Source organism: Roseinatronobacter alkalisoli (assembly GCF_028745735.1).
In the GTDB taxonomy this organism is placed as follows: domain Bacteria; phylum Pseudomonadota; class Alphaproteobacteria; order Rhodobacterales; family Rhodobacteraceae; genus Roseinatronobacter; species Roseinatronobacter alkalisoli.
Window position 1 is genome coordinate 20944 of sequence record NZ_JAQZSM010000024.1, and the last position, 21322, is coordinate 42265.

Annotated in this window: 21 protein-coding genes; 5 read left to right on the forward strand and 16 right to left on the reverse strand. The window is 60.3% G+C overall.

The genetic code is table 11. The annotated features are described in order from the left end of the window. Positions 1–89 precede the first annotated feature (89 nt). Genes PUT78_RS18405 through PUT78_RS18420 form a run of 4 tightly spaced genes read right to left on the reverse strand, consistent with a single transcriptional unit; the run spans position 90 to position 3636 of the window. The gene (locus tag PUT78_RS18405) at positions 90–851 is read right to left on the reverse strand and encodes an ATP-binding cassette domain-containing protein (RefSeq protein WP_274353733.1); all 762 of its coding nucleotides are present in this window, start codon (positions 849–851) and stop codon (positions 90–92) included. Then, entirely contained in the window at positions 848–1792 is a 945-nt protein-coding gene (locus PUT78_RS18410) for an iron chelate uptake ABC transporter family permease subunit (RefSeq protein WP_274353734.1), read from the reverse strand. The genes PUT78_RS18405 and PUT78_RS18410 overlap by 4 nt, the downstream gene beginning before the upstream one ends. Then, entirely contained in the window at positions 1785–2729 is a 945-nt protein-coding gene (locus tag PUT78_RS18415) for an iron chelate uptake ABC transporter family permease subunit (protein ID WP_274353735.1), read from the reverse strand. Before PUT78_RS18415 ends, PUT78_RS18410 begins: the two co-directional genes overlap by 8 nt. Positions 2730–2733: 4 nt before the next feature. Then, the gene (locus PUT78_RS18420; RefSeq protein ID WP_274353736.1) at positions 2734–3636 is read right to left on the reverse strand and encodes a siderophore ABC transporter substrate-binding protein; all 903 of its coding nucleotides are present in this window, start codon (positions 3634–3636) and stop codon (positions 2734–2736) included. A gap of 112 nt (positions 3637–3748) precedes the next feature. On the opposite strand from PUT78_RS18420, the gene PUT78_RS18425 reads away from it, so the two are divergent. After that, positions 3749–4039 carry a DUF2218 domain-containing protein gene (locus PUT78_RS18425; protein WP_274353737.1) on the forward strand — a complete coding sequence of 97 codons (291 nt, stop codon included), beginning with the start codon at positions 3749–3751 and terminating at the stop codon, positions 4037–4039. A 196-nt stretch (positions 4040–4235) separates the two neighbouring features. Here the strand turns inward: PUT78_RS18425 and PUT78_RS18430 are convergent, their stop codons facing one another. The 10 genes from PUT78_RS18430 to PUT78_RS18475 are packed head-to-tail and all read right to left on the reverse strand — an operon-like array spanning position 4236 to position 14095. After that, positions 4236–5270, reverse strand: a complete 1035-nt coding sequence (locus PUT78_RS18430) for an N-acetyltransferase DgcN family protein (protein WP_274353738.1) — start codon at positions 5268–5270, stop codon at positions 4236–4238. Continuing rightward, positions 5263–6294, reverse strand: coding sequence for a dipeptide epimerase (locus tag PUT78_RS18435; protein WP_274353739.1), 1032 nt, complete (start codon positions 6292–6294; stop codon positions 5263–5265). The genes PUT78_RS18430 and PUT78_RS18435 overlap by 8 nt, the downstream gene beginning before the upstream one ends. After that, positions 6291–7307, reverse strand: a complete 1017-nt coding sequence (locus PUT78_RS18440) for a histone deacetylase family protein (RefSeq protein WP_274353740.1) — start codon at positions 7305–7307, stop codon at positions 6291–6293. Before PUT78_RS18440 ends, PUT78_RS18435 begins: the two co-directional genes overlap by 4 nt. Beyond that, complete coding sequence (locus PUT78_RS18445; protein ID WP_274353741.1) at positions 7304–7783, reverse strand: GNAT family N-acetyltransferase; 480 nt, start codon at positions 7781–7783, stop codon at positions 7304–7306. Before PUT78_RS18445 ends, PUT78_RS18440 begins: the two co-directional genes overlap by 4 nt. 4 nt (positions 7784–7787) lie before the next feature. Continuing rightward, on the reverse strand, positions 7788–8717 hold the full coding sequence (gene kce, locus PUT78_RS18450) for a 3,5-dioxohexanoate:acetyl-CoA acetone transferase (RefSeq protein ID WP_274353742.1): 930 nt from the start codon (positions 8715–8717) through the stop codon (positions 7788–7790). A 4-nt stretch (positions 8718–8721) separates the two neighbouring features. Further along, entirely contained in the window at positions 8722–10062 is a 1341-nt protein-coding gene (locus tag PUT78_RS18455) for an aminotransferase family protein (RefSeq protein WP_274353743.1), read from the reverse strand. Between the two features lie 5 nt (positions 10063–10067). After that, complete coding sequence (locus PUT78_RS18460) at positions 10068–11141, reverse strand: ABC transporter ATP-binding protein (RefSeq protein WP_274353744.1); 1074 nt, start codon at positions 11139–11141, stop codon at positions 10068–10070. Between the two features lie 56 nt (positions 11142–11197). Beyond that, the gene (locus tag PUT78_RS18465; protein ID WP_274353745.1) at positions 11198–12340 is read right to left on the reverse strand and encodes an ABC transporter substrate-binding protein; all 1143 of its coding nucleotides are present in this window, start codon (positions 12338–12340) and stop codon (positions 11198–11200) included. 37 nt (positions 12341–12377) lie between these two features. After that, positions 12378–13163, reverse strand: coding sequence for an ABC transporter permease (locus PUT78_RS18470; RefSeq protein ID WP_274353746.1), 786 nt, complete (start codon positions 13161–13163; stop codon positions 12378–12380). Further along, complete coding sequence (locus PUT78_RS18475; protein ID WP_274353747.1) at positions 13163–14095, reverse strand: ABC transporter permease; 933 nt, start codon at positions 14093–14095, stop codon at positions 13163–13165. The genes PUT78_RS18470 and PUT78_RS18475 overlap by 1 nt, the downstream gene beginning before the upstream one ends. Positions 14096–14137: 42 nt before the next feature. Here PUT78_RS18475 and PUT78_RS18480 point away from each other — a divergent pair, with 42 nt between their 5' ends. Beyond that, positions 14138–15136: a LysR family transcriptional regulator gene (locus tag PUT78_RS18480; protein ID WP_274353748.1), complete on the forward strand. Its 999-nt coding sequence runs from the start codon at positions 14138–14140 to the stop codon at positions 15134–15136. Between the two features lie 59 nt (positions 15137–15195). On the opposite strand, the gene betC is transcribed toward PUT78_RS18480, so the two are convergent. Beyond that, positions 15196–16716, reverse strand: a complete 1521-nt coding sequence (gene betC, locus PUT78_RS18485; RefSeq protein ID WP_274353749.1) for a choline-sulfatase — start codon at positions 16714–16716, stop codon at positions 15196–15198. A gap of 313 nt (positions 16717–17029) precedes the next feature. Here betC and PUT78_RS18490 point away from each other — a divergent pair, with 313 nt between their 5' ends. Further along, positions 17030–17914 carry a bifunctional helix-turn-helix transcriptional regulator/GNAT family N-acetyltransferase gene (locus PUT78_RS18490; protein WP_274353750.1) on the forward strand — a complete coding sequence of 295 codons (885 nt, stop codon included), beginning with the start codon at positions 17030–17032 and terminating at the stop codon, positions 17912–17914. Positions 17915–17944: 30 nt separating this feature from the next. Here PUT78_RS18490 and PUT78_RS18495 read toward each other — a convergent pair whose 3' ends face one another. Beyond that, the gene (locus PUT78_RS18495) at positions 17945–18919 is read right to left on the reverse strand and encodes a D-2-hydroxyacid dehydrogenase (protein ID WP_274353751.1); all 975 of its coding nucleotides are present in this window, start codon (positions 18917–18919) and stop codon (positions 17945–17947) included. Between the two features lie 354 nt (positions 18920–19273). Between PUT78_RS18495 and PUT78_RS18500 the strand changes: the two genes are divergently transcribed. Both PUT78_RS18500 and PUT78_RS18505 read left to right on the forward strand, forming a co-directional pair. Next, positions 19274–19708 carry a universal stress protein gene (locus PUT78_RS18500; RefSeq protein ID WP_274353752.1) on the forward strand — a complete coding sequence of 145 codons (435 nt, stop codon included), beginning with the start codon at positions 19274–19276 and terminating at the stop codon, positions 19706–19708. Between the two features lie 23 nt (positions 19709–19731). After that, positions 19732–21276 carry an alanine/glycine:cation symporter family protein gene (locus tag PUT78_RS18505; protein ID WP_274353753.1) on the forward strand — a complete coding sequence of 515 codons (1545 nt, stop codon included), beginning with the start codon at positions 19732–19734 and terminating at the stop codon, positions 21274–21276. Positions 21277–21322 lie beyond the last annotated feature (46 nt).

A 21322-nucleotide genomic window follows, 5' to 3' on the forward strand; every position in this document is an offset into this window, starting at 1 on the left:
GCCGCCTGACGCAAGAATTCCAGCGCATATACCAGCCAGGGAAACGCGCCAGCAGGCCCGCGATAACACGCAGATCGGCATGGCGCGTGCTACAACCCCACCACCACCGGCGCACCGTCCAGTTCGGCCAGTCGCAACGGCGTTTCATAAAGCTCTGATAAAAGCGCGGAGGTCACGATGTCGCGCCATGGGCCTGCCGCAATGATCCGGCCAGCCTTCATTGCAATGCAGAAATCCGCATAGCGGGCCGCCACCGACAGGTCATGCAGCACCAGCGCAATGCTGCGTTTTCCGGTATCGGTGCCGGTCATTGCGCGCAGCCGGTCCATGATGTCACGCACATATTTGGGGTCCAGCGCGGCCAGTGGTTCATCCAGAAACATCCAGGGTGTGGATTGGGCATAGGCCATCGCCACAAAGGCGCGCTGGCGCTGCCCGCCCGACAGCGATTCCACGCTGCGCTGTGCAAGCGCGTCCAGATCAAAGCGCGCCATCGCCTCGGCGGTTGCGGTGTGATCTGTGGGTGTGGGCCTGCCGCGATGATGCGGCCAGCGACCAAATGCAACCAGATCGCGCACGCTCAGGCGTGGGACGGCCCCTTGTGACTGGGTCAGAAGCGACAGGATCAGGGCGCGGCCTTGTTCGCGCAGGGCATGAATATCCTGACCATTTACACGCACCTGGCCGCTGTCCGGGGCCAGCAGTCCCGCCATGCAATGCAGCAGCGTTGATTTGCCCGCCCCATTCGGCCCGATGATGGCCGCAAGCCGCCCCGATGGCACGCTAAGCGACACATCGCGCAAAATCTGCACATCATCGCGCGACATGGACAAGCTGGAAATCTCGATCATCTTGTGCGCCTTTTCAGAACAAGGGCCAGAAACAACAGGCCACCGGCGAATTCGACAATGACCGCAAGCGCGGATTGCAGACCCAGAAGCCGCTCGAACACGGCCTGTCCTGCCACAAGGATGGCCGCGCCCATCAGCGCCGCTGCCGGAATCAACACAATGTGGCGGTGGTCGCGCAGCAGCGCATGGGCAAAACTGGCCGCCAGCAACCCCAGGAATGTGACCGGCCCCACAAGGGCCGTGGACACCGCAACCAACGCCGCCACAACACCAAGTGCGGTAAACACCAACCGGTCATGGTTCAGCCCCAGAACCCGCGCCTGCACCCGCCCCAGTGCCGCAACATCCAGCCCCGGCGCAAGCCACAGCGCGGCCCCAAGCCCGCAGACCAGCGCCAATGCCGCGATTCCCAGCAAATCAGGATTGACCGCATTGAAACTGGCAATGCTGGCTTGCTGAACCACTGCGAATTCGGACGGGTCCAGCAGACGCTGCGCAAACCCTGCCAGCCCGCGCAGCAGCACCCCCAGAATAACGCCGGTCAGGATCATGCGGATAATATCTTCCGCGCCTTTGCGGAACAATATTCCGAACAACGCCATTGCCGCACCCATCAGCAGGGACGCTTCAACCAGAAATTTTGCCGTATCCGCCAGCGCCACATAGCCTGCCCCACCCAGACCCAGCACCAGTATTGTCTGGGTAAAAACGAACAGGGCGTCAAACCCCACGATTCCCGGTGTCAGCAAACGGTTGGCGGCGATGGTCTGGAAGATGACAGTTGCCGCGCCGGTTGCCGCGCCCACCAGCACCAGTGCCGCCAGTTTTTCCGCGCGCAGTCCCAGAATGAACCCCATCGGCGCGCGCAGATTCCAGAAAAGGAACAGCGCGCACAGCCCCAGCAGCCCCAACGACAATGCGACAAGGCGACGTTCAGCCATGATGACGCGGCTTTCTGCTGTTGAGCAGCCAAAGAAACAGCACCGCGCCAAACACTGCAAAAATGGTCGCCGCCGGAATTTCGTAGGGCCAGCGCACCACACGGCCCAGAAGATCCGCGCCCAACACAAAAACCGCCCCCAGAAACGCCACCCAGGGCAGGTTCTGGCGCAGGTTGTCCCCACGCCAGCGCGAGACGATATTGGGCACGACAAGCCCCACAAAGGGCATGGCACCGACCGTCACCACCACCACCGCAAATGTTACAGCCACACAACCCAGCCCCAGCAACACAGTTTGCAGATAATTCAGACCAAGGGCGCGGGCGTAATCCTCGCCCAGCCCCAACAGGGTAATCCGGTCTGCCAGCACGAACAGAATGATGGCCAGACCCGCAATGATCCACAGCAGTTCATAGCGCCCGCGCAGCACGCCGGAAAACTCTCCCGTGCGCCAGATGCTCAGAAATTGCACCAGATCCGTCATCCAGCCCAGCCACAGGACCATCGCGCCCAGAATACCGCCATAGATCAGCCCGACCAGCGGCAGAAGCATCGGGTCCCGGCGTGGCACCAGCCGCGCCAACATGAAGAACACGGCGGTTCCCGCCAGCGCCGTCAGCGCCGCAACCGACATCTTGACCGCGAGCGCGGCGCCGGGCGCAATCAGGGTAATGGCCACCAGACCCAGCATCGCAGCTTCAGGCGTGCCGATCAGGCCGGGGTCAACCAGCCTGTTCTGGACACTTTGCTGTACAACGACACCGGCCAGCGCCAAGCCCGCACCGGCCAGCAATGCCGCCAGTGTGCGCGGCACGCGGCTGATGGCCAGAACCATGCCGGTATCAAGCTGCGTCGTCCACAGATTGGTTGCACCCACCAACAGGCTTGCGCCCGCAAGCAGGACAAGCCCGGTCAGGGCAATCGGAAGCCCGCGCAACGGATCAGCTGCCGGACCCTTCGAATGCTGTCCTGATCTGGTCCAGCACGATCTGTACGGACTGAATGCCCCCGCCTGCCAGATAGATGGCGCCACCATCCAGATAGATGATCTGCCCGCGCTGGCCCGCGGTTGTGCCCGCAATCAGGGGGTTGTCCAGCGTCACGGCTGCGGCCTCGCCATCCTGACCGATGGCGGCGGCACGGTCCAGAACCAGCAACCAGTCCGGGTTTACCTCTGCGATAAATTCAAACGACACCGACTCGCCGTGATTTTCTGCGGTAATCCCGTCAAATGCCTGCGGCAGCCCGACAGCGTTATGCAGCCAGCCGAAACGGCTGTCAGCACCATAGGCCGACAGCTTGCCGCCATTGGTCTGCACGATCAGCGCACTTCCCTTGCCGGTGACAGCCGCTGCGGTGCTGGCAAGCGCGTCGTCAAGCTGCGCAATCAGCGCATCTGCCGCATCCGCCTTGTCAAACAGCGCGCCATAGGCTGCCACGCGGTCGCGCGCCTGTTCGATCAGCCCATCATTCATAATTGTCATGTCAATCGTGGGTGCCACACGCGACAGTGCACCAACCTGCGCCTGCGAACGCCCGCCCGCCACAATCAGGTCCGGCCCCATGACGGCCAGCGCTTCAAAGTCGGGTTCGAACAGGGTGCCGACGGCAGGCAGGTCCTGCATGACCCTTGCCAGATAGGCAGGTGGTGTGACGCTGGGCACGGCCGCAATCGCGACATCAAGCGCTGACAATGCGTCAATTGCGGCAAGGTCCAGCGCAACCACATTCTGCGGTCCCGCTTGCAGCGTGACCGGGCCGGCATGGGTTTCAACAGTGACATCCTGGGCCATTCCGACGACCGGTGCCAGACAAACCGCCGCCGCGCATAGTGTAAGTTTCATATCGGCATTCCTTATGCTGTATGCTGTTTTTCGGGTTGTCTGGCGGCGGCTGGACATATCCGACTGTTTTTGTCATTCTTGTGCCGGAGCAAATAAATAAGGAATCGGGCAGATGCAACACGCCATATGCGCAACCGGGCGGTTTCCCACCGCCAAGGCCAGTGCCTATCTTCAGCAACTCAGCAAGCATTTTGCCCATAAAATCCCTGTGGAGTTTGATGAAACCACATCACGGATAACGCTTCCGACCGGGGATTGCACAATAACGGCATCCGCGCATGAACTGCGCGTCGACGTTTCCGCCGATACAGTGGAACAGCTTGATCGCGCCAAAGGGATCGTTGACAGCCATCTGGAGCGTTTTGCATTCCGTGAAGGATTCAAGAACATGGCCTGGGGCTGATGGTTCGGCATGATCAAGCTGCCGACAGATTGCATTGCCGCCACATGTTCATGACCTGAACGCGACACGTTTGAATGTTATTCCACATCCGGAACGGTGCGCGGCATCGTTGCCTTCAATCGGGCGCAGGAATTTCCGGGGTGGCGGAAGCAAGTGAACGCCGCGTGCCCTGATCTTTCAGCACTGTTTGATTGTGCTATTCCAGAACCGTCGTCGCAAGCTTGTCCGCCCCCTCGCGGACAGGATCGGCAGCGGGTAATCCGGTCGCGTCCTCAACCGCCCTGAGCGCCGCGTCGGCATCCGCCTGCGACAGGCGCGCTGTGTTCAGGGCAATGCCGACCACGCGCGCCGGGGTCAGTGCGCCACCCGCCCGTGCCACGCCTTCATTCAGCGCAATCACGTCGCGCAGGGGCGGAATGCGGACGGTTTTCGGTTCATCAAGCGTTTCCATTCCGGCGCGGTGGCACAGGATCATATGGGTGCAGGCGCTGCCGCGCATCAGCGGCAGGGTGGCGGTACTGCCGGGGTGCAATAATGAGCCCTGCCCCTCGATCACGACAATCGCATGCTTTGCTGCCTCCAGAACCATACGTTCTACGGCCCCGGCTGCATGATCAACACGGATTGCGTCCAGCGGAATGCCGCTGCCCGTAATGGCAATGCCAGTCTGGCCCGTCGCAAGGAAGGCCGCATCGCGGCCCAATGCCTGCAAGCTGCGGGTCAGTTCCAGCCCGGCTGTCATCTTACCGACGGCCATGTCAGTGCCGACCATCAGCACGCGGGTATTGCGCAACGTGGCCGCGCGCGCCATCGCGATGGGCGGCGCATCGCCTTGTGGCACACGCAAGTCCCAGACCCATTGGCCGGGGCGAAGCCTGTCGGAAAACATGGGCTTCAGCTGGTCATGCATGCCGTTGACAAGGCTCATGCCACCCGCAACCGCCTGTTCCAGAACAACTACCCAGTCCTGCGGCAGCCGCCCTCCCGATGGTGCAGTACCCAATACAAGCACCTGCGCGCCCAGGCCCTGCGCCTCTGCCAGTGTGGCAACCACCGGCACGTCACTGTTCAGCGCGCACAGATCGCGCACGCGTTTGCCCGCCTGCGTACTGTCGATCACCGCGACCACGGGATTACGCCCATAACGCATGATGCCTTCGGCCATCTTGGCATTCAGCTTGCCCATTGTGGCCTCTGCAAACAGTGCGAGGGGAAGGGTGGGGTCAAGCATGCAAGGTTCCTCCATGGCCGGGCTGGTCCGCGGGCAGGGTTACACCATCCACGAAGGGTGCGCCGGTAGCGGGATCCGGGTCAAGGTTGAGGTGGGAGTCAAGGTCGATATAATCAAATAGCGCCGAAAGTGACGCGCCCGCCGCGATGGACACAGAGCTTTCGCCCATGCAGCCGATCATGGTTTTCAACCCATGCGCGCGGGCAGTAGCAACAATGCGCAAAGCCTCGGAAATACCGCCGCATTTCATCAGCTTCAGGTTCACCCCGTCCACACAATGCGCGAATGCGGGAATGTCACTGGAAAAGCGGCAGGATTCATCGACAAAGATTGGTAGTGCGCGATCCCTGAATAGTTCGGGCAACTGATCTTCTGCCCCCTGCACCAGCGGCTGTTCGACATACTCCACCCCGCGCGTGGCAAGCCACCCCATCATGTGGCGCGCGTCGGTCAGTGACCAGCCGCCATTGGCATCAACGCGCAGCGCCGCACCGCTGCCCTGTGCAACCTCGTGTACAGCGGCGAACATGGCCTTGTCGGCCTCAATCCCGTCATTGCTGCCCAGCTTGATCTTCAGCGCCCGCGCACCGCGGTCCAGCAATAGCGGCACACGCTCGCGCACGACCTCAGGCGGGTTGATACCCACTGTCAGTGACGACACCACACCCCGCCGCGCCAGCCCCAACAGATGATAAAGTGGCATCCCGGCCTGTTTGGCGCGCAGATCCCACAGCGCCATGTCGAGCGCAGCCAGCGCGCAGGCCCCGACCCCGGCCTTATGCGCTGAGAACCAGATGTCGTGGATCGCCCCTTTCAGCCCCTTTGCGCAGAACCCCTCCAGCTGTGCGCGCCCTTCAGCTACGGTCGCAGCCCCTTCAGTTTTGCCAGGTGCCATCTCGCCCCAGCCTGTCAGACCATCTTCGGTGACGGAAACAAACAGGTTTTCACCACCCGGAATCTCACCGCGCGAAATCCGCAGCGGGAAGCGCTTTTTCAGGTAAATCGCGCGAAAATCGACTTTCATGACATCCCTTTCAAAAACGCCGTCAGATTATCGGACAGAGCGTCCGAAACATAGCCGCCTTCCTGCACCAGCAGCAACGGCAGACCGAGTCCCGCAATAGCCCCAGCCATTGTATGAAACCCTTGGGTCGTGATTGCCAGCCCCTTGAACGGGTCGTCAATATGCGCATCCAGCCCCAGTGCCACGACGACCACATCCGCCCCGAATGCACGTATGCGCCGCAATGCGGTGTCAAGCGCCTGCATATAGCCTGCGTCATCTGTCCCGCGCGGCAAGGGCAGGTTCAGGTTATAACCCAGCCCACGCCCTTCGCCGCGTTCCTGCGCGCCCCCCCAGAAAAACGGGTAGAAGCGGTCGGGGTCCGCATGGAGTGAAAGAGTCAGCACATCATCGCGGGCGTAGAATATGCCCTGTGTTCCATTGCCGTGATGAACATCGACATCCAGTATTGCGGGCCGCAGCCCTTGGCCGCGCAGACGTTCAGCAGCGATGGCGGAGTTGTTGAGAAAACAGAACCCCCCCGCAAGATCACAGAACGCATGATGGCCGGGTGGACGTGACAGGACATACCCCGCCCGTTCGCCACCCGCGATCAGATCAGCGCCGGTGATGGCCGATTGCGCAGACCAATAGGCGGCGTCCCATGTATGCGCACCAATGGGGCAAGCAGTGTCGGCCTGATGATAACCTGCCTGCCCGATGGCGGATTTGGGGTAATTATTACTGCGCATCGCAGGGTGGATATTCGGAATCACCTCTGCCCCGGCATCGGGGATGCGTTGCCAGCGCGGGTATATGGTTTGCAGGAAATGCAGATATTCCGCACTGTGAATGGCGGCAATCGGGCCAAGCCCTGCGTCTTCCGGCGGCTGGAACCCGCAGCCTGCGGCTTTTGCGCCTGCCATCAGGCGGGTAATGCGTTCGGGCGATTCCGGGCTTGCGTAGGTCTTGCCATTGGCCATGAAATGCTGCGGATCATGCAGGCGCTGGCGGTCGTCGAATATGGCTTTCATGTTGCCCCCCTGATCAGGTCTGACATGCCAGCCGCATCAAGGCGCATTTCCTGCATTCCTGTCGCGGGTTCGAACCCGAGCCTTTTGTAAAACTGCTGTGACGCCGTGCTGTGGTCATAGACCGCAAGCTTGATCCATGTTGCGTGCCAATACAGCGCGCCCGCGCGCGCCACCTGCGCCAGAAGCCGCGTGCCAAGCCCCTGCCCGCGTGCATTCGCGCTGATCCACAGGTCCGACACATAGACCCCCACCGCACCGCGCACGGTAGAAAAAACAGGGCTGTAGAGTGCTGCACCAAGGGTCTGTTCCTTTTGCAGGGCAAGAAGCCCGTGCGCTGCAGGGTGTGGCCCTGTCAGCGCATCGGCAAGCGTCGCGCCGGGACAGGCGTAATCCTCGCCGATATCGGCACTCAGGAAGCGCAAGGCGGCTTCCAGACGCGCCAGATCGTTGGCATTCGCGACCTTGCGAAAGTTCATCCCGTCATCCCGCATTGATCTGCCCCGCCCCCTTCAGCCCCAGTGTGGCGCGCACCTGATCAGGGGTCATGACGTCGCGGCCCAGACGTTCGACAATCTCGCGGATTTTCATGACCTGCTCGGCGTTGGAGCATGCAAGCCTACCGCGGGCAATGGTCAGGCTGTCTTCCAGCCCCACGCGCACATGTCCGCCCATTGCCGCAGACATGGTGATCAGCGGCATCTGGAACCGCCCCGCCGCCAGCACGGAAAACATGTATTTATCCCCGAACAACTTGTCCGCGATGCGCTTCATATGGGTCAGATTCTCCGGGTCCGGCCCCATGCCGCCCAGCACGCCAAAAACGAACTGGATGAAATAGGGCGGTTTTATCAGGCCGCGATCTGCAAAATGGCGCAGCATGTAGAGGTGGCTCAGATCATAGCATTCGAATTCGAACCTTGCGCCGCGCTCTTGCCCCAAGCTTGTCAGAATGCGGGCAATGTCGCGGGGGGTGTTTTTAAAAACCAGATCATCGGTATCTTCCAGAAAGGGTTTTTCCCAGTCATGCATCCAGTTGCGGTCTTTCCCCAGCATCGGATACAGCGCGAAATTCATTGTGCCCATGTTCAGCGAGGCCATTTCCGGCGCAATCGCCAAAGGCGCGGCCAGCCGGTCATCCAGCGACATGACTGCACTGCCACCCGTGGACAGGTTCAGCACCGCATCGGTCTCTCGGGCCAGGATTGGCACGAAACCGTTAAAATGCTCCAGCAAGGCAGAGGGTCGCCCCGTCACCGGGTCGCGCGCATGCAGGTGCAGGATGGAGGCGCCCGCCTGCGCGGCCTCAATGCCCTGCCGCGCGATATCTTTGCCGGTGATGGGCAGATGCGGCGACATGCTAGGCGTGTGAATGGACCCCGTAAGCGCACAGGTGATGATGATGCCCGCCATGAACCTATGCCATTTCCGACAAAGCTGGTGCCAAGTCATGCGCAAGCCGGGTCAGCGCTGCATCCAACGTATCGGTAATCTCGTCCAAATGCTGCTCCGTCACAATCAGGGGCGGACAGACCATGATATGATCGCCCGCGACCCCGTCGCGGGTCCGGCGGGAATAGACGATCAGACCCAACTCATAGGTAATATCCACCAGCCGCTGATGCGCGTTCAGCCGCGCGGGCAGCGGGGCTTTGCTGTCACGGTCGGCCATGAACTCGAACGCCAACAGCAGTCCCTTGCCCCGCACATCACCAATGATCGGGTGCCGTGTCATTAAGCTGTCAAGCCGCGTGCGCAGCGCTGCGCCCATGACTTCCGCGTTGCGCACCAGTCCCAGCCGCGCAATTTCATCAATCACAGCAGCACCAGCGGCGCAGGCCAGCGGATTACCCGCATAGGTGAAACCATGCAGGAAACCGCCCCCTTCCATAACCGCCCGCACCAGATCATCCCGGGCGACAATCGCACCCAGCGGCACATACCCTGCGGCAAACCCCTTGGACAGCACGACGATATCAGGCGACAGGCCCCAGTGTTCCAGCGCCAGAAAGCGGCCGGTACGGCCCGCGCCTGTCATCACTTCATCAAGGATCAGCAGCACCCCGTACCGGCGGCAGATATCCTGCACCGCTTCCATGTAGCCGACAGGCGGGACCAGCGCGCCAGTGGACGCCCCGCCGACAGGTTCCACAACAAAGGCCAGCACCGTATCCGGCCCTTGCGCAATGATTTCGGCTTCCAGCATGGCGGCGTAATGCGCGCCGGTGGCTGGGTCGTCCGGGTCCAGCCCGTCCAGATAGGCGCGCGGCGCAGGGATTTTGGGCATTTCGCGCATCATCGGCGCGAAATGTTCTGTCAGGGGCGCGTAACCCGTGATCGCAAGCGCGCCAAGGGTGCAACCGTGATAGCTGGGGCTGCGGCTGATGATCTTCCAGCGGTTGGCTTGCCCGACGGCCAGCGCATGCTGGCGCGCCAGCTTGATCGCGGATTCCACGGCCTCCGACCCGCCGGAAACGAAGAAGACCTTGTTCATCCCTTCGGGGCAAAGGGCGGCGGTCTTTGCCGCCAGTTCCTCGGACGCTTCGGTTTCAAAATGCAGCCGGTAGCCGAAGGTGGATTTCTCCATCTGGCGGCGCATTGCATAGAGTACGTGTTCATTCGAATGGCCGATATTGCACACCATCGCGCCGGATGAGCCGTCCAGATAGCGCTTGCCGTCCACATCCCACATATAAACGCCACGCGCCTGATCCAGAACAGGACGACGCTGACTGGTCTGATAGAACAGATGGCTCATGGTGATTATCCGGGCAGGGCCGCGCAATCCTGCGGCCGAAGTGTCATATGTACCTGCGCACCCACAGGGAAGGGGCGCTCGTCGATCATGTTGATGGCCTGAAACTGCATCTCGCCCGCACGGACGAAATAGCGGACGGACTGGCCCTGATAATCCACGGTTTCCACAGTGGCAGGGGCGGAAAACGCGCCACCTTCGGGCGGTGTGTCCCGCAGCAGCAGTTTCTCGGCTCGGATCACCAGCTTGGCAGGGCCTTCGCCCGCCAGATGCGGGGCCCTGGAACCAGGCACGGTGACCTTGCCAAAGACCGGCACATCCAGAACCGCCTCATCCGCACTGCGCGACAGGCAGCGCCCGTCAAGGATGTTGGACGCCCCCAGAAACCGCGCGACAAATTCACTGGCAGGGGTGTTATAGACCGCTTCAGGTGCGCCGACCTGTTCGACGCGGCCATCACTCATGACCACGATCCGGTCGGACATCGCCAATGCCTCTGACTGGTCATGCGTCACAAACACAGTCGTCACGCCGATGCGCGCCTGAATGTTCTTCAGTTCGACGCGCATATCTTCCCGCAGATTGGCGTCGAGCGCCGAAAGCGGCTCATCCAGCAGCAACACATCTGGTTCGATCACAATGGCGCGGGCCAGCGCGATGCGCTGTTGCTGACCACCCGACAATGCCTTGGGATAACGGTTTCCGACCTGCGGCAGTTGCACCAACTCCAGCGCATCCTGCACACGCCGCGTGATCTCGGCTTTTGGCACATTGCGGTAGCGCAGCCCGAAGGCCACGTTTTCGGCAACGGTCTTGTGTGGAAATAATGCGTAATTCTGGAACACCAGCCCCAGATTGCGCTTGTGAATCGGCACGTCATTGACGCGCTTGCCGTTGATGACAATTTCACCCTCTGTCGGGTCCAGCAGCCCGGCGATCATGCGCAGCGTCGTGGTCTTGCCGCAGCCCGAGGGGCCAAGAAGCGTGACGAAGGCACCATCCTCGATGGTCATCGAGGTCTTTTCGACCGCCGTAAAGCTGCCGAAGCGCTTGACAATGTTATTGAGTTGAACCGAACTCACGATGGTGCCCCCTTGTCAGAAAACCCCGCGCCCGAAGCAGGCGCGGGGTCATGGCGTCAGAAGCCGCGCTGCACACGCGCGAAGGTTTCCGACCATTCGGCCTCGTTTCCGTTCCAGTAAACGGGATCGGCGAAGGTCAGCGCCTCCAGCGTGCCAGAAGGGTCATAGGCGGGCAGCGTCGGTATCTTGCTGCCCAGATCGACCTTGCTGCCATCAAGCGCCGGCGGGTAATTCTGCCCTTCGGCCACAGCGATCGAAGTTTCGGGCGCCAGCATGAAGTTCAGAAGTTCCTCGCAGGCCTCAACGGGCGATCCTTTGATCACGAACAGGCATTCCTGCCAGCCAAAGCTGTTGGGCGCATCATAATAGCCGATGTCATGGCCCTGTTCCTGCAGCGCCGCGATCCGGCCTGACCAGCCTTCGGTGACATAGATCTCTTCCTCGGCCAGCAGGCTCATCAACTCTGCCCCGGAACCCCAGTATTTCAGCGCCAGATCGCGATGGGCGCGGATGGCGTCCCATGCGGCCTCCATGTCCTGAATGTCATTCGGGCTTTGGCCGGTTTGCAGCGCCGCATACCACAGCCGCGTGCGCCAGTCGCTCCAGCCGCCGATCTTGCCCTGATATTCAGGGTCGATCAGGATGGATGCGCCTTTCTCACGGATTTCCTCGTCAGAGATATAGGCCCGGTTATAAGCCAGCCCCGTGGTGCCGTAATTATAGGGCACAGCAGACAGATGATCTGGCGTGATGCCGCGGAACGCATTGGTCAGCGCGTCCATGACCAGTTCCATGTTCGGGATGTTTTCGATGTTCAGCGCCACATCCAGACCGAAATTCACATAGCGGGCATAGTCGAATACGCCCGAGAGATGGGCAATGTTGTATTCGCCTTCCTGACTGGAACGCACCTGCGCCAGATATTCGTCCCCGCCAGAGAATGTACCATCCACCACGTTGATGCCGGTTGCGGCCGTATAGGGGTCGAACGCATGACGACGAAACGCTTCGGATACGACGCCGCCCCAGCCATCGAAACGCACCTGCGTGACATCCTGAGCAAATGCCATCCGCGCGAAGGGCGTCTGCACGCCGTAAGCAACACCCGCCGCGCCGATCAGCCCCAGAAAGCTGCGCCTGTCCAGATCACCGTTGCGATAACGTTCCAGAAGTCGTTCATATCTTTTGGTATTGTCCATTTTCATCTCCTTGTCGGGTTTAGGATTGCCGCAGTTCTTACATGCCGCGTTTCATGGCGATACTGCGGACGATGGCGGCCCCCAGCAATGGCAGCCCGACCGTGATAACGATCATCACAGTGCCGAGCGCGTTGATTTCAGGGCTGATGGAATTGCGCAGCATCGAGAAGATCTGCGTGGGCACGGTTTCCACCCCGCCGGGTTTCCAGAACAGCGTGCCGGTAATGTCATCAAAGGATATGGTAAAGGCAAAGAGGGCGCCTGCGGCCACTGCGGGCATCAGAAGCGGCAGCGTCACGGAAAAGAAGGTCTGAACGGGCGACGCACCAAGGCTGAGCGCGGCTTCTTCCACATCGCGGCGGATACTGACCAGCCGCGCCTGCACTACAAGGATGACAAACGGCAGGGTGAAAATCACATGACCTGCCAGCAACAACGCGAAGCTTTTGCCAATGCCAAGCCAGTTCAGAAACAGCAAAAGCGCCACCGCAAGCACCACCTCTGGCACCAGAATGGGCGCAATCAGAATGGTGGTGATCAGGTTCTTGCCCGGCACATTGTAGCGCACCAGCGCAAGGCTGGCGAGAACACCAAGGGTGGTGGAGATAAGAGCCGTCAGCAGGCCAAGGATCAACGACGTGCGAAAGGCGCGCATCACTGCATCGTTGTTCCACAATGCTTCGAACCAGCGCAGGGAAACGCCGGTCATGGGAAAACTGCCGAACTGGTTCTGGTTGAACGACAACAGAACCACGACCGCCACGGGCAGGAACATGAACAGATAGACCAGTACCGTATATGCGCGGATCGCAGCCCAACCCATTATCCCAGCCCCTTCGTCAGTTGTGACATGCCAAGAAAGCGGTTGTAGACAGCCACCAAAGCGCCAAGAACCAGCAAAAGCAGCAGCGACAGCGCGGACCCCATTGGCCAGTTCAACTGCGTGATGATGGCTTCAAACACCAGATTGGCGAACATCGCATCGCGCGGCCCGCCAAGAATAAGCGGTGTGATATAGGTGCCCGCGCCCAGCACGAAACACAACAAGCCCCCTGCGGCCAGTCCGGGCAGCGATAAGGGCAAGGTCACCTGCAGGAACGACTGCCAGCGCGTGGCCCCCAGCGACGTCGCTGCATCTTCCAGATTGGTGTCGATGCCGTCAAGGCTGACATAGATGTTCAGCACCATGAAGGGCAGCAGGAAATGCACCAGCCCCAGAATGACCGTGGCTTCGTTATACAGCATCTGAATTGGCGACGAGATGACACCGGTGGACAGAAGCAGCGTATTCAGCGCACCCGAACTGCCCAGAATGTTGATCCAGCTCATCGTGCGAATAATGTAGCTGATCCAGAAAGGAAGCATCAATAACAGCAGCAATATAAGCTTGTTGCCGCTGGAGCGGGTGATGAAATAAGCCGCCGGATAGCCCAGAAGCGCGCAGAAAAACGTGGTGATCGCAGCAATCTTCAGCGTGTTGAACAATATGTAACGGTAGAACGGGTCCGTCAGGGCGCGCTGCCAGTTGTCCGGATGAAATCCCGCAATATCCGGCCCGACCGCCGAGCGCAGCCAGAAGGAATAGATCACGATGAACACCAGCGGCACAAGCAACAGCAGCGTCACCGCCCCCAGCGGGGCCGAAAGCAATATCCACGGCTGCCGCCTTTCACGGGCTTCTACAGACATGTCGGTAATTTGCTTGGCATAATGGCGGAACTGGGCATGGTCAAAGATTGCAAAGCCAGAACGCATAAGGCAAATTGATAATTGGAATAGTGATTATAGGTATCATTAATGCCGGAGCCACGTGACGCCGACCGCCTGACGCGGGATCTGGACTGGAACCTGCTACGCAGCTTTGTGGTGATGGCCGAAGCGCGCTCCATCACGGATGCGGCACAGCGTTTGCGGCTGACGCAGCCCTCTGTCTCTACTGCGCTGAAAAAACTGGAGGACCGCATCGGAAAACGTCTGATCGACCGCACGCCGGGGCGCTATGAACTGACACGGGCGGGCGCGCTTCTGTATCGCGAGGCGGTCGAGATACACGGTGCCGTTCATCGGCTGTCGACCTTGATGCGCGACATGACCGACGAGGTGCGCGGCCATGTGCGTATTGCCGTGGCCAGCCATGTCGTCTGCCCATTATTCGATCAGGTTCTGGCCGAATTTCACGCCCGTCACCCGCGCGCAACCCTGTCAATATCGGTACTCGGTTCCAGTGCGGCGCTGGCCAGCGTCACGGCGCGCACGGCATCTTTCGCGATCTGTCTTGTGCACAGGCGCGATCCGAAAATCGAATACCTGCGGCTTTATCGCGAATTCTTCGGCCTGTTCTGTGGTCCGCCTCATCCGCTTTTCGGTCGCAGGGATTTACGCCAGAAAGACCTTGCCGGACATGCCGCCGTCAGTTTCGAGACGGACAGGCTGCATGACGCGCTACGCTCGGTGACCTTGTTGCGGGCGCAATCCGAACTGAACGAACAGATCATCGGCACGTCCAGTCATCTGGAAGAAGTGCGCCGCATGGTGATCGCCGGCCTCGGGATCGGCCCCTTGCCGCTGCATGTGGTGGCGCGCGATGTCCAGGACGGGCTGCTCTGGCGTCTGCCGCCTTATGACATGCCACCAGCGATTGACGTGCATCTGGTCTGGAACCCCAAAGCAACCCTTAACCGGGCCGAAACCGCGCTTCTCGAAGCTATTCAGCACGCAATATCATTGGTTCCAATGACGGCGCGCACCTATGGGCTTTCCGCGGAGGAAGATGGCAGCGCCAGCGTCGCTGAGTAACGCGCTATCGAAATTCGGCTTGCCCCCCTTAGCGCGCCCCCCGCGTGTGATTACCCATGTCATTCGCCACGGGGAAAACGCTTGCTGTCTTCAAGAAGATTCAGGTCCATGTGATTACGCATGTAGCGTTCCGACGCCTTTTGCAGCGGCTGAAAATCCCAGGGGAAATACCCCCCCTGCCGCAGCGCCTCATAAACCACCCAGCGCCGCGCCTGACTTTCGCGCACCTCGGCATCAAAGCGGGACAGATCCCAACGCGCCGCCGCCTGCGCGCGCAGACCGGCCAATATGTCCTGATGCGCCGTGTCATCGGCGAGGTTGTGCAATTCCTGCGGGTCGGTTTCCAGATCGAACAGCATTTCCGGGTCCAGCGTGCAGCGGATATATTTCCAACGCCCGTCACGCAGACAGACCAGCGGTGCCTCCGACGCTTCGGCGGCATATTCCATGGCCACGGGACTGGTGCGCACGCCGCCCTGACCCAGCGGCACAAGGCTTTCGCCAGTGGTCCAGGGCATCACCTCTGCCATACTGACGCCTGCCAGATCGCATAATGTCGGGCATACATCGATGGTGCTGACAGGCGCATCTACCCGGCCTGCCGCCATATCGGGGGCCGCAATCATCAGCGGCACGCGGGCCGACCCCTCAAAAAAGCACATCTTGTACCACAGACCCCGTTCGCCCAGCATATCGCCATGATCGCTGACAAACACCACAACGGCTTGCTGGCGTGTTGCCTCCAGCGTGGCCAGGATCTCGCCGATCTTGTCATCAAGATAGGAAATATTGGCGAAATAGGCGCGGCGCGCGCGAGCCACCATTTCCGGGGTCAGATCATAGGACCGCCAGTCATTCGCATCAAAAATCCGCCTGGAATGGGGGTCTTGCTGCGCATATGGGATTGGCCCGGTTTCGGGCATCAGATGGGCGCAATCCGCGTACAGATCCCAGTATTTTTTCCGCGCAACATAAGGGTCATGGGGATGGGTGAAACTGACCGTCAGGCACCATGGCCGAGCGTCGGCACCGCGGGCCAGATCATAGATTCTGGAAATCGCGTGATGCGCGACATCATCGTCATATTCCATCTGGTTGGTGATTTCTGCCACGCCTGCGCCCGTAACCGACCCCATGTTATGATACCACCAGTCGATCCGTTCGCCGGGTTTGCGATAATCGGGCGTCCAGCCGAAATCGGCGGGGTAGATATCGGTGGTCATGCGTTCTTCGAACCCGTGCAACTGATCGGGGCCGACGAAATGCATCTTGCCGGACAGGCAGGTATAATACCCCGCACGCCGCAGATGATGTGCATAGGTCGGAATGCTGGACGCAAATTCAGCCGCGTTGTCATAAACCCGTGTGGCACTGGGCAACTGCCCTGACATGAAACTTGCCCGCCCCGGCGCGCATAACGGCGAGGCCGTATAGGCATTGGCGAAACGCGTGGACCGCGCCGCCAGCGCCCGAAGGTTGGGCGCGTGCAGCCAATCGACGGGACCGTCGGGAAACAGCGTGCCGTTCAGCTGATCAACCATCACGATCAGGATATTGGGCCGTGTGTCGTCGTCGTTCATGACGGTCCTCTTTCGGGTATTGGTGTTCCGGTCTGCCCGGCACCGTGGTTTCGCAATGTCCCATATCCGGCGGCGACTGACGCTAATGCATCCCGGCAATCAGGTCTGCTACTTCAGAATCCGATTCTGATATGGGATGCATGATTTCAGCGGGCACGCCCCGGATAATGTGCCGCCCTAGCGCAAACTCGCTTGTTTTTGGCCGCCGGTCAACCCTGCCGCGCCGGTGATGCAGTGCCCACTTGCCCACAGGATTCTTCGGCTTGCGTGCATTCATATATCTGACTAAAGTCAGGAATATTGGAGCCATGCCATGACAACAGATCAGATCGCCCGCATCCGCCGCTTCCAGCGCGCCGTGACCACTGAAATCGGCCTGCTGGACACGTCCTTCCTTGGCCGGGGCCGCCCGCTTGGCCCTGCTCGCGTTCTGAACGCGATTGGCGGGAGCCGGGTAGAGGTCAGTGAAATACGCGCCTATCTGGGACTGGATTCCGGGTTGATGAGCCGTTTGCTGCGGGGGTTGGAGGCGGAGGGGCTGATTGAGGTTGAGCCCGGCGCGGATGACAGCAGGCGCCGGCGCGTGCGGCTGACAGCGGCAGGCGCGCAGGAATACGCCGCCTATGAAGCGCTGGCCGATGCGCAGGCCCGCGAAATGCTGGGCAAACATGCCGCCCCAGACAAGCTGCTGGCGGCAATGGATATGGTGGCCTCGGCCCTGGGCAAGGAACGCATCGCGCTGGATGCGGTCGATCCAAGGCACCCGCTGGCGCAGGCCTGCATGAATGCCTATTACACAGAACTGGCGGCGCGGCTTGAACAGGGGTTCGATGTCGCGCGCTCCAGCGACCCGGATGTGCAGGACATGCGCCACCCGCGCGGCGCCTTCGTGATTGCCACATCGGACGGCCTGCCGCTTGGCTGTGCGGGGCTGAAGGGCACGGATAAAGGCTATGCCGAGGTCAAACGCCTCTGGGTCTCTCCGGCCGCGCGGGGGCTGGGGCTGGCGCGGCGGCTGATGCGTGAATTGGAGGATCGCGCGCGCGACATCGGCGTGACGGTGCTGCGGCTTGATTCCAACAGCGCCCTGCACGAAGCGGTCGCGCTTTATCGGGCAACAGGCTGGGTTGAGATCGCGCGCTTCAATGACGACCCCTACCCCGACCTGTTCTTTGAAAAACGCCTGATCACCGGCTGATGATGGTAGCTGGTCACCCCTTCATGGGTGTCAGGAAAGTGTGAAGCGCCCGTCCAGCGGCAGGTTCCCGGCAAAACGCAAAGCATTCTTCCGGATGTGTTCCGCGATAGACTGGACTGCCAGCGGGCATCCAGCCGGCGCTACATGGGGCGTAATCACCACATTCTGTTTCATCCACAGCGGGTGGTCATCGGGCAACGGTTCAGGATCCGTGACATCCAGCGCGGCACCACCAATCTGCCCGGAAGCCAATGCATCCATCAAAGCGTCCGTATCAATCAGCTTTCCACGCCCGACATTCACGACCAGCGCGCCTCTCCTGCAGGCTGCCAGGCTTTGGGCGTTCAGCAGATGCAGCGTGTCGGGCGTCAGCGGGGCGCATAAAACAACCGCATCAGCGCGGGATAAAACCTCGTGCAGTTTCGTGGCCGGGGCAACCTCGTGCGCGGCCGGGTCCGGCCGACCCGAGCGGGTGACCCCGATCACGGACATGCCGAAGGCGCGGGCGCGGTGCGCGACCTCTCGTCCTATTCCGCCCAGCCCGATGATGGCCAGACAGCGACCGTCAAGGCAAAAGGCAGGCTGCGCCCGCGCCCGGTCCCACCGCGGCAGTGCCGTTCTGTCCAGGGCCGCAGGCAGGCTATGAGACAAGCCGAGCAGCAGCGCCATCGCATGCTCTGCCACGGGCTTGTCGAAGCCGCCACCATTATTGGTGAGTGCTACCCGGTCGGGCACACCGAAACGCGCAAGCGCGTCATGGCCTGCCGAAGTCAGCTGGATCCATTCCAGACGAAGCGCCTTTGAACGCAACGTGTCAGCAACCACCTGCGAGTAGCTGGTTTCGCCACCGCCGGTTATCAACCCATCCAGCTGCGGCGCATAACGCGCGACCGAATCCTGATTCTCCAGAAGTATCAACCGGATGCCCGCCACTGTTCGGATGGTATTCATGAAGGTCTGGTCCGCAAATGCGGGCAGATAGCCGAGCGTTCTGGCGTCAGGCATATTCACCCCTCCATAGCAATCTCATATGTGGTCTTCCACTTGCGCCGTAAACGGAGGAGTCCAGCCGCCCCGGTTCATATTCCATGTTAGCAGTCGCATATTGACGTCACAATACATCAAGACATTTGGAAACCTGAACCAGTCGCCGGTCATAAATTGTAGCTTTTCTTATGGCCTGCGAAATTCCACAAATAGCGTCATATAACCTTAAAAATAATAAATTTACGTTTAATTCGACTGCAATTTATTAATTTAAAGGCGAATTAATTTGTCAAGCCCTGATAATATGCGACATCGGGTCGCGGTCTGGGTCCGCACAGGAGCCCGTGATTTCAGCAGGGAGAATGTGACAAAATGTTGGAAAAATTCGTCGTCGGCTATGATGGAAGCGAGACTGCCCGCCGGGCACTCGATTTCGCCGTCGCACGGGCCACAGTACAGAACGGCAGCATCGTATTGGTGCATGTTCTGGAATGGTCGCCCTATTCATTTCTTACGCCAACCGAACTGGAAGAGCGGCACATGCGCCGCCGTCAGGAGATGGAACGTGCCGAGGCCGCGGTGATGGCCCCGGTGATCAAGGAACTGACAGCCCAGGGCGTGAACGTTACCCCGGTGATGCGATACGGCAAAACCGCCGACATTCTGTGCGCTGTTGCGCGCGAAGAAAGCGCGGTTCAGATTTTTGTGGGCCGAGAGGGGCATTCAGCGCTTGAGGCCCGCCTCTTTGGTTCGGTCGCGGGTGCTCTGGTGCAGACCGCGCCGGTGCCCTGCACCATTGTTCCATAAGAAAAATCAACAGGGAAATAATCATGTTTAAATGGACACTTCCGGCAGCTTTTGCCGCAGCGGGGACGGGGCTGGCGGCAACCCCGGCATTTGCGCAATCCCTCGATGATCAGGTCAACCAGATATTTGCCGTTTCAACAGGCTGGTTCGTCACTCTTATCTTCTCCAACTTTCCGGGTACTGCTTTCCCGTGGATCGTGGCCTGGCTGGTGATAGGGGCCACGGTCTTTACTCTCTATTTCGGTTTTGTTCAGTTCCGGGTGATCCGCCATTCCATTGCACTTGTCAAAGGCGACTATTCCGACCCGAAGAACGCAGGTGAGGTCAGCCATTTTCAGGCGCTGGCCACCGCGCTTTCGGGGACTGTGGGCCTTGGCAATATCGCGGGCGTCGCGGTTGCCATCGGCATCGGCGGACCAGGGGCCACGTTCTGGATGATCCTTGCCGGTCTGATGGGCATGGCGTCGAAATTCACCGAATGTACGCTGGGTGTAAAATACCGCAACGAATATGCCGATGGGCGTGTTTCGGGCGGGCCCATGTATTACCTGACCAAAGGTTTTGCCGAACGCGGTCTGCCGGGGGGCAAGATCCTTGCTGTGCTGTTCTCGATCTTCTGTATCCTTGGCGCGCTTGGTGGCGGGAACATGTTCCAGGCCAATCAGGCACATCAGCAGATCACCGGCGTTGTCGGGCAATATCCCGGCTGGATTACCGGGCTGGTGTTTGCCGGTCTTGTCTTTGCTGTGATTGTGGGCGGGATCAAGTCGATCGCAAAGGTCACGGAAAAAGTGGTGCCGTTCATGGGCATCCTCTATGTGGGCACGGCGCTGATCATCATCGCGATGAACTATCATCTGGTCGGCTGGGCGTTGTCGCAGATCTTCGTCGGGGCCTTCACCGGGCTGGGCGTTGCGGGCGGCATGGTCGGTGCGCTGATCCAGGGGTTCAAGCGCGCGGCCTTTTCGAACGAGGCAGGCGTCGGTTCTGCGGCGATTGCCCACTCGGCGGTCAAGACCAATGAACCGATTACCGAAGGGTTCGTATCGCTGCTGGAACCGTTCATCGATACGGTCATTGTCTGCACCATGACCGCGCTGGTGATCATCATCACCCAGCAGCTTGTGACGGACCCCGCAACCGGGCTTTACCTTCTGAACGAGGCGGGTAATGCCGTGCGCACGATTGGCGACACTTCGGGCGTGGGCCTTACATCAGCCGCCTTCGGCAGTGCTATCAGCTGGTTCCCCTATGTACTGGCGCTTGCGGTGGTGCTCTTTGCGTTTTCGACGATGATCACCTGGTCCTATTACGGCCTGAAGGCATGGACCTATCTTTTCGGCGAGGGCGAGCGCAAGGAACTGGTGTTCAAGGTGATTTTCTGCGTCTTCGTGGTGATTGGTGCCGCAGCGCAGCTTGAGCCGGTGATCGACTTTTCTGATGCGGCGATTTTCGCCATGGCGGTTGTCAACATCATCGGGCTTTATTTCCTGATGCCGATCGTCAAGCGCGAGCTGGAAAGCTACGTGGAGCGCCTGAAATCAGGAGAGATAAAGAAGTTCGCGTAACCTGGCACGCCACAGGGCGCGTCAACAAAGGGCCGTGGCCAGTGTG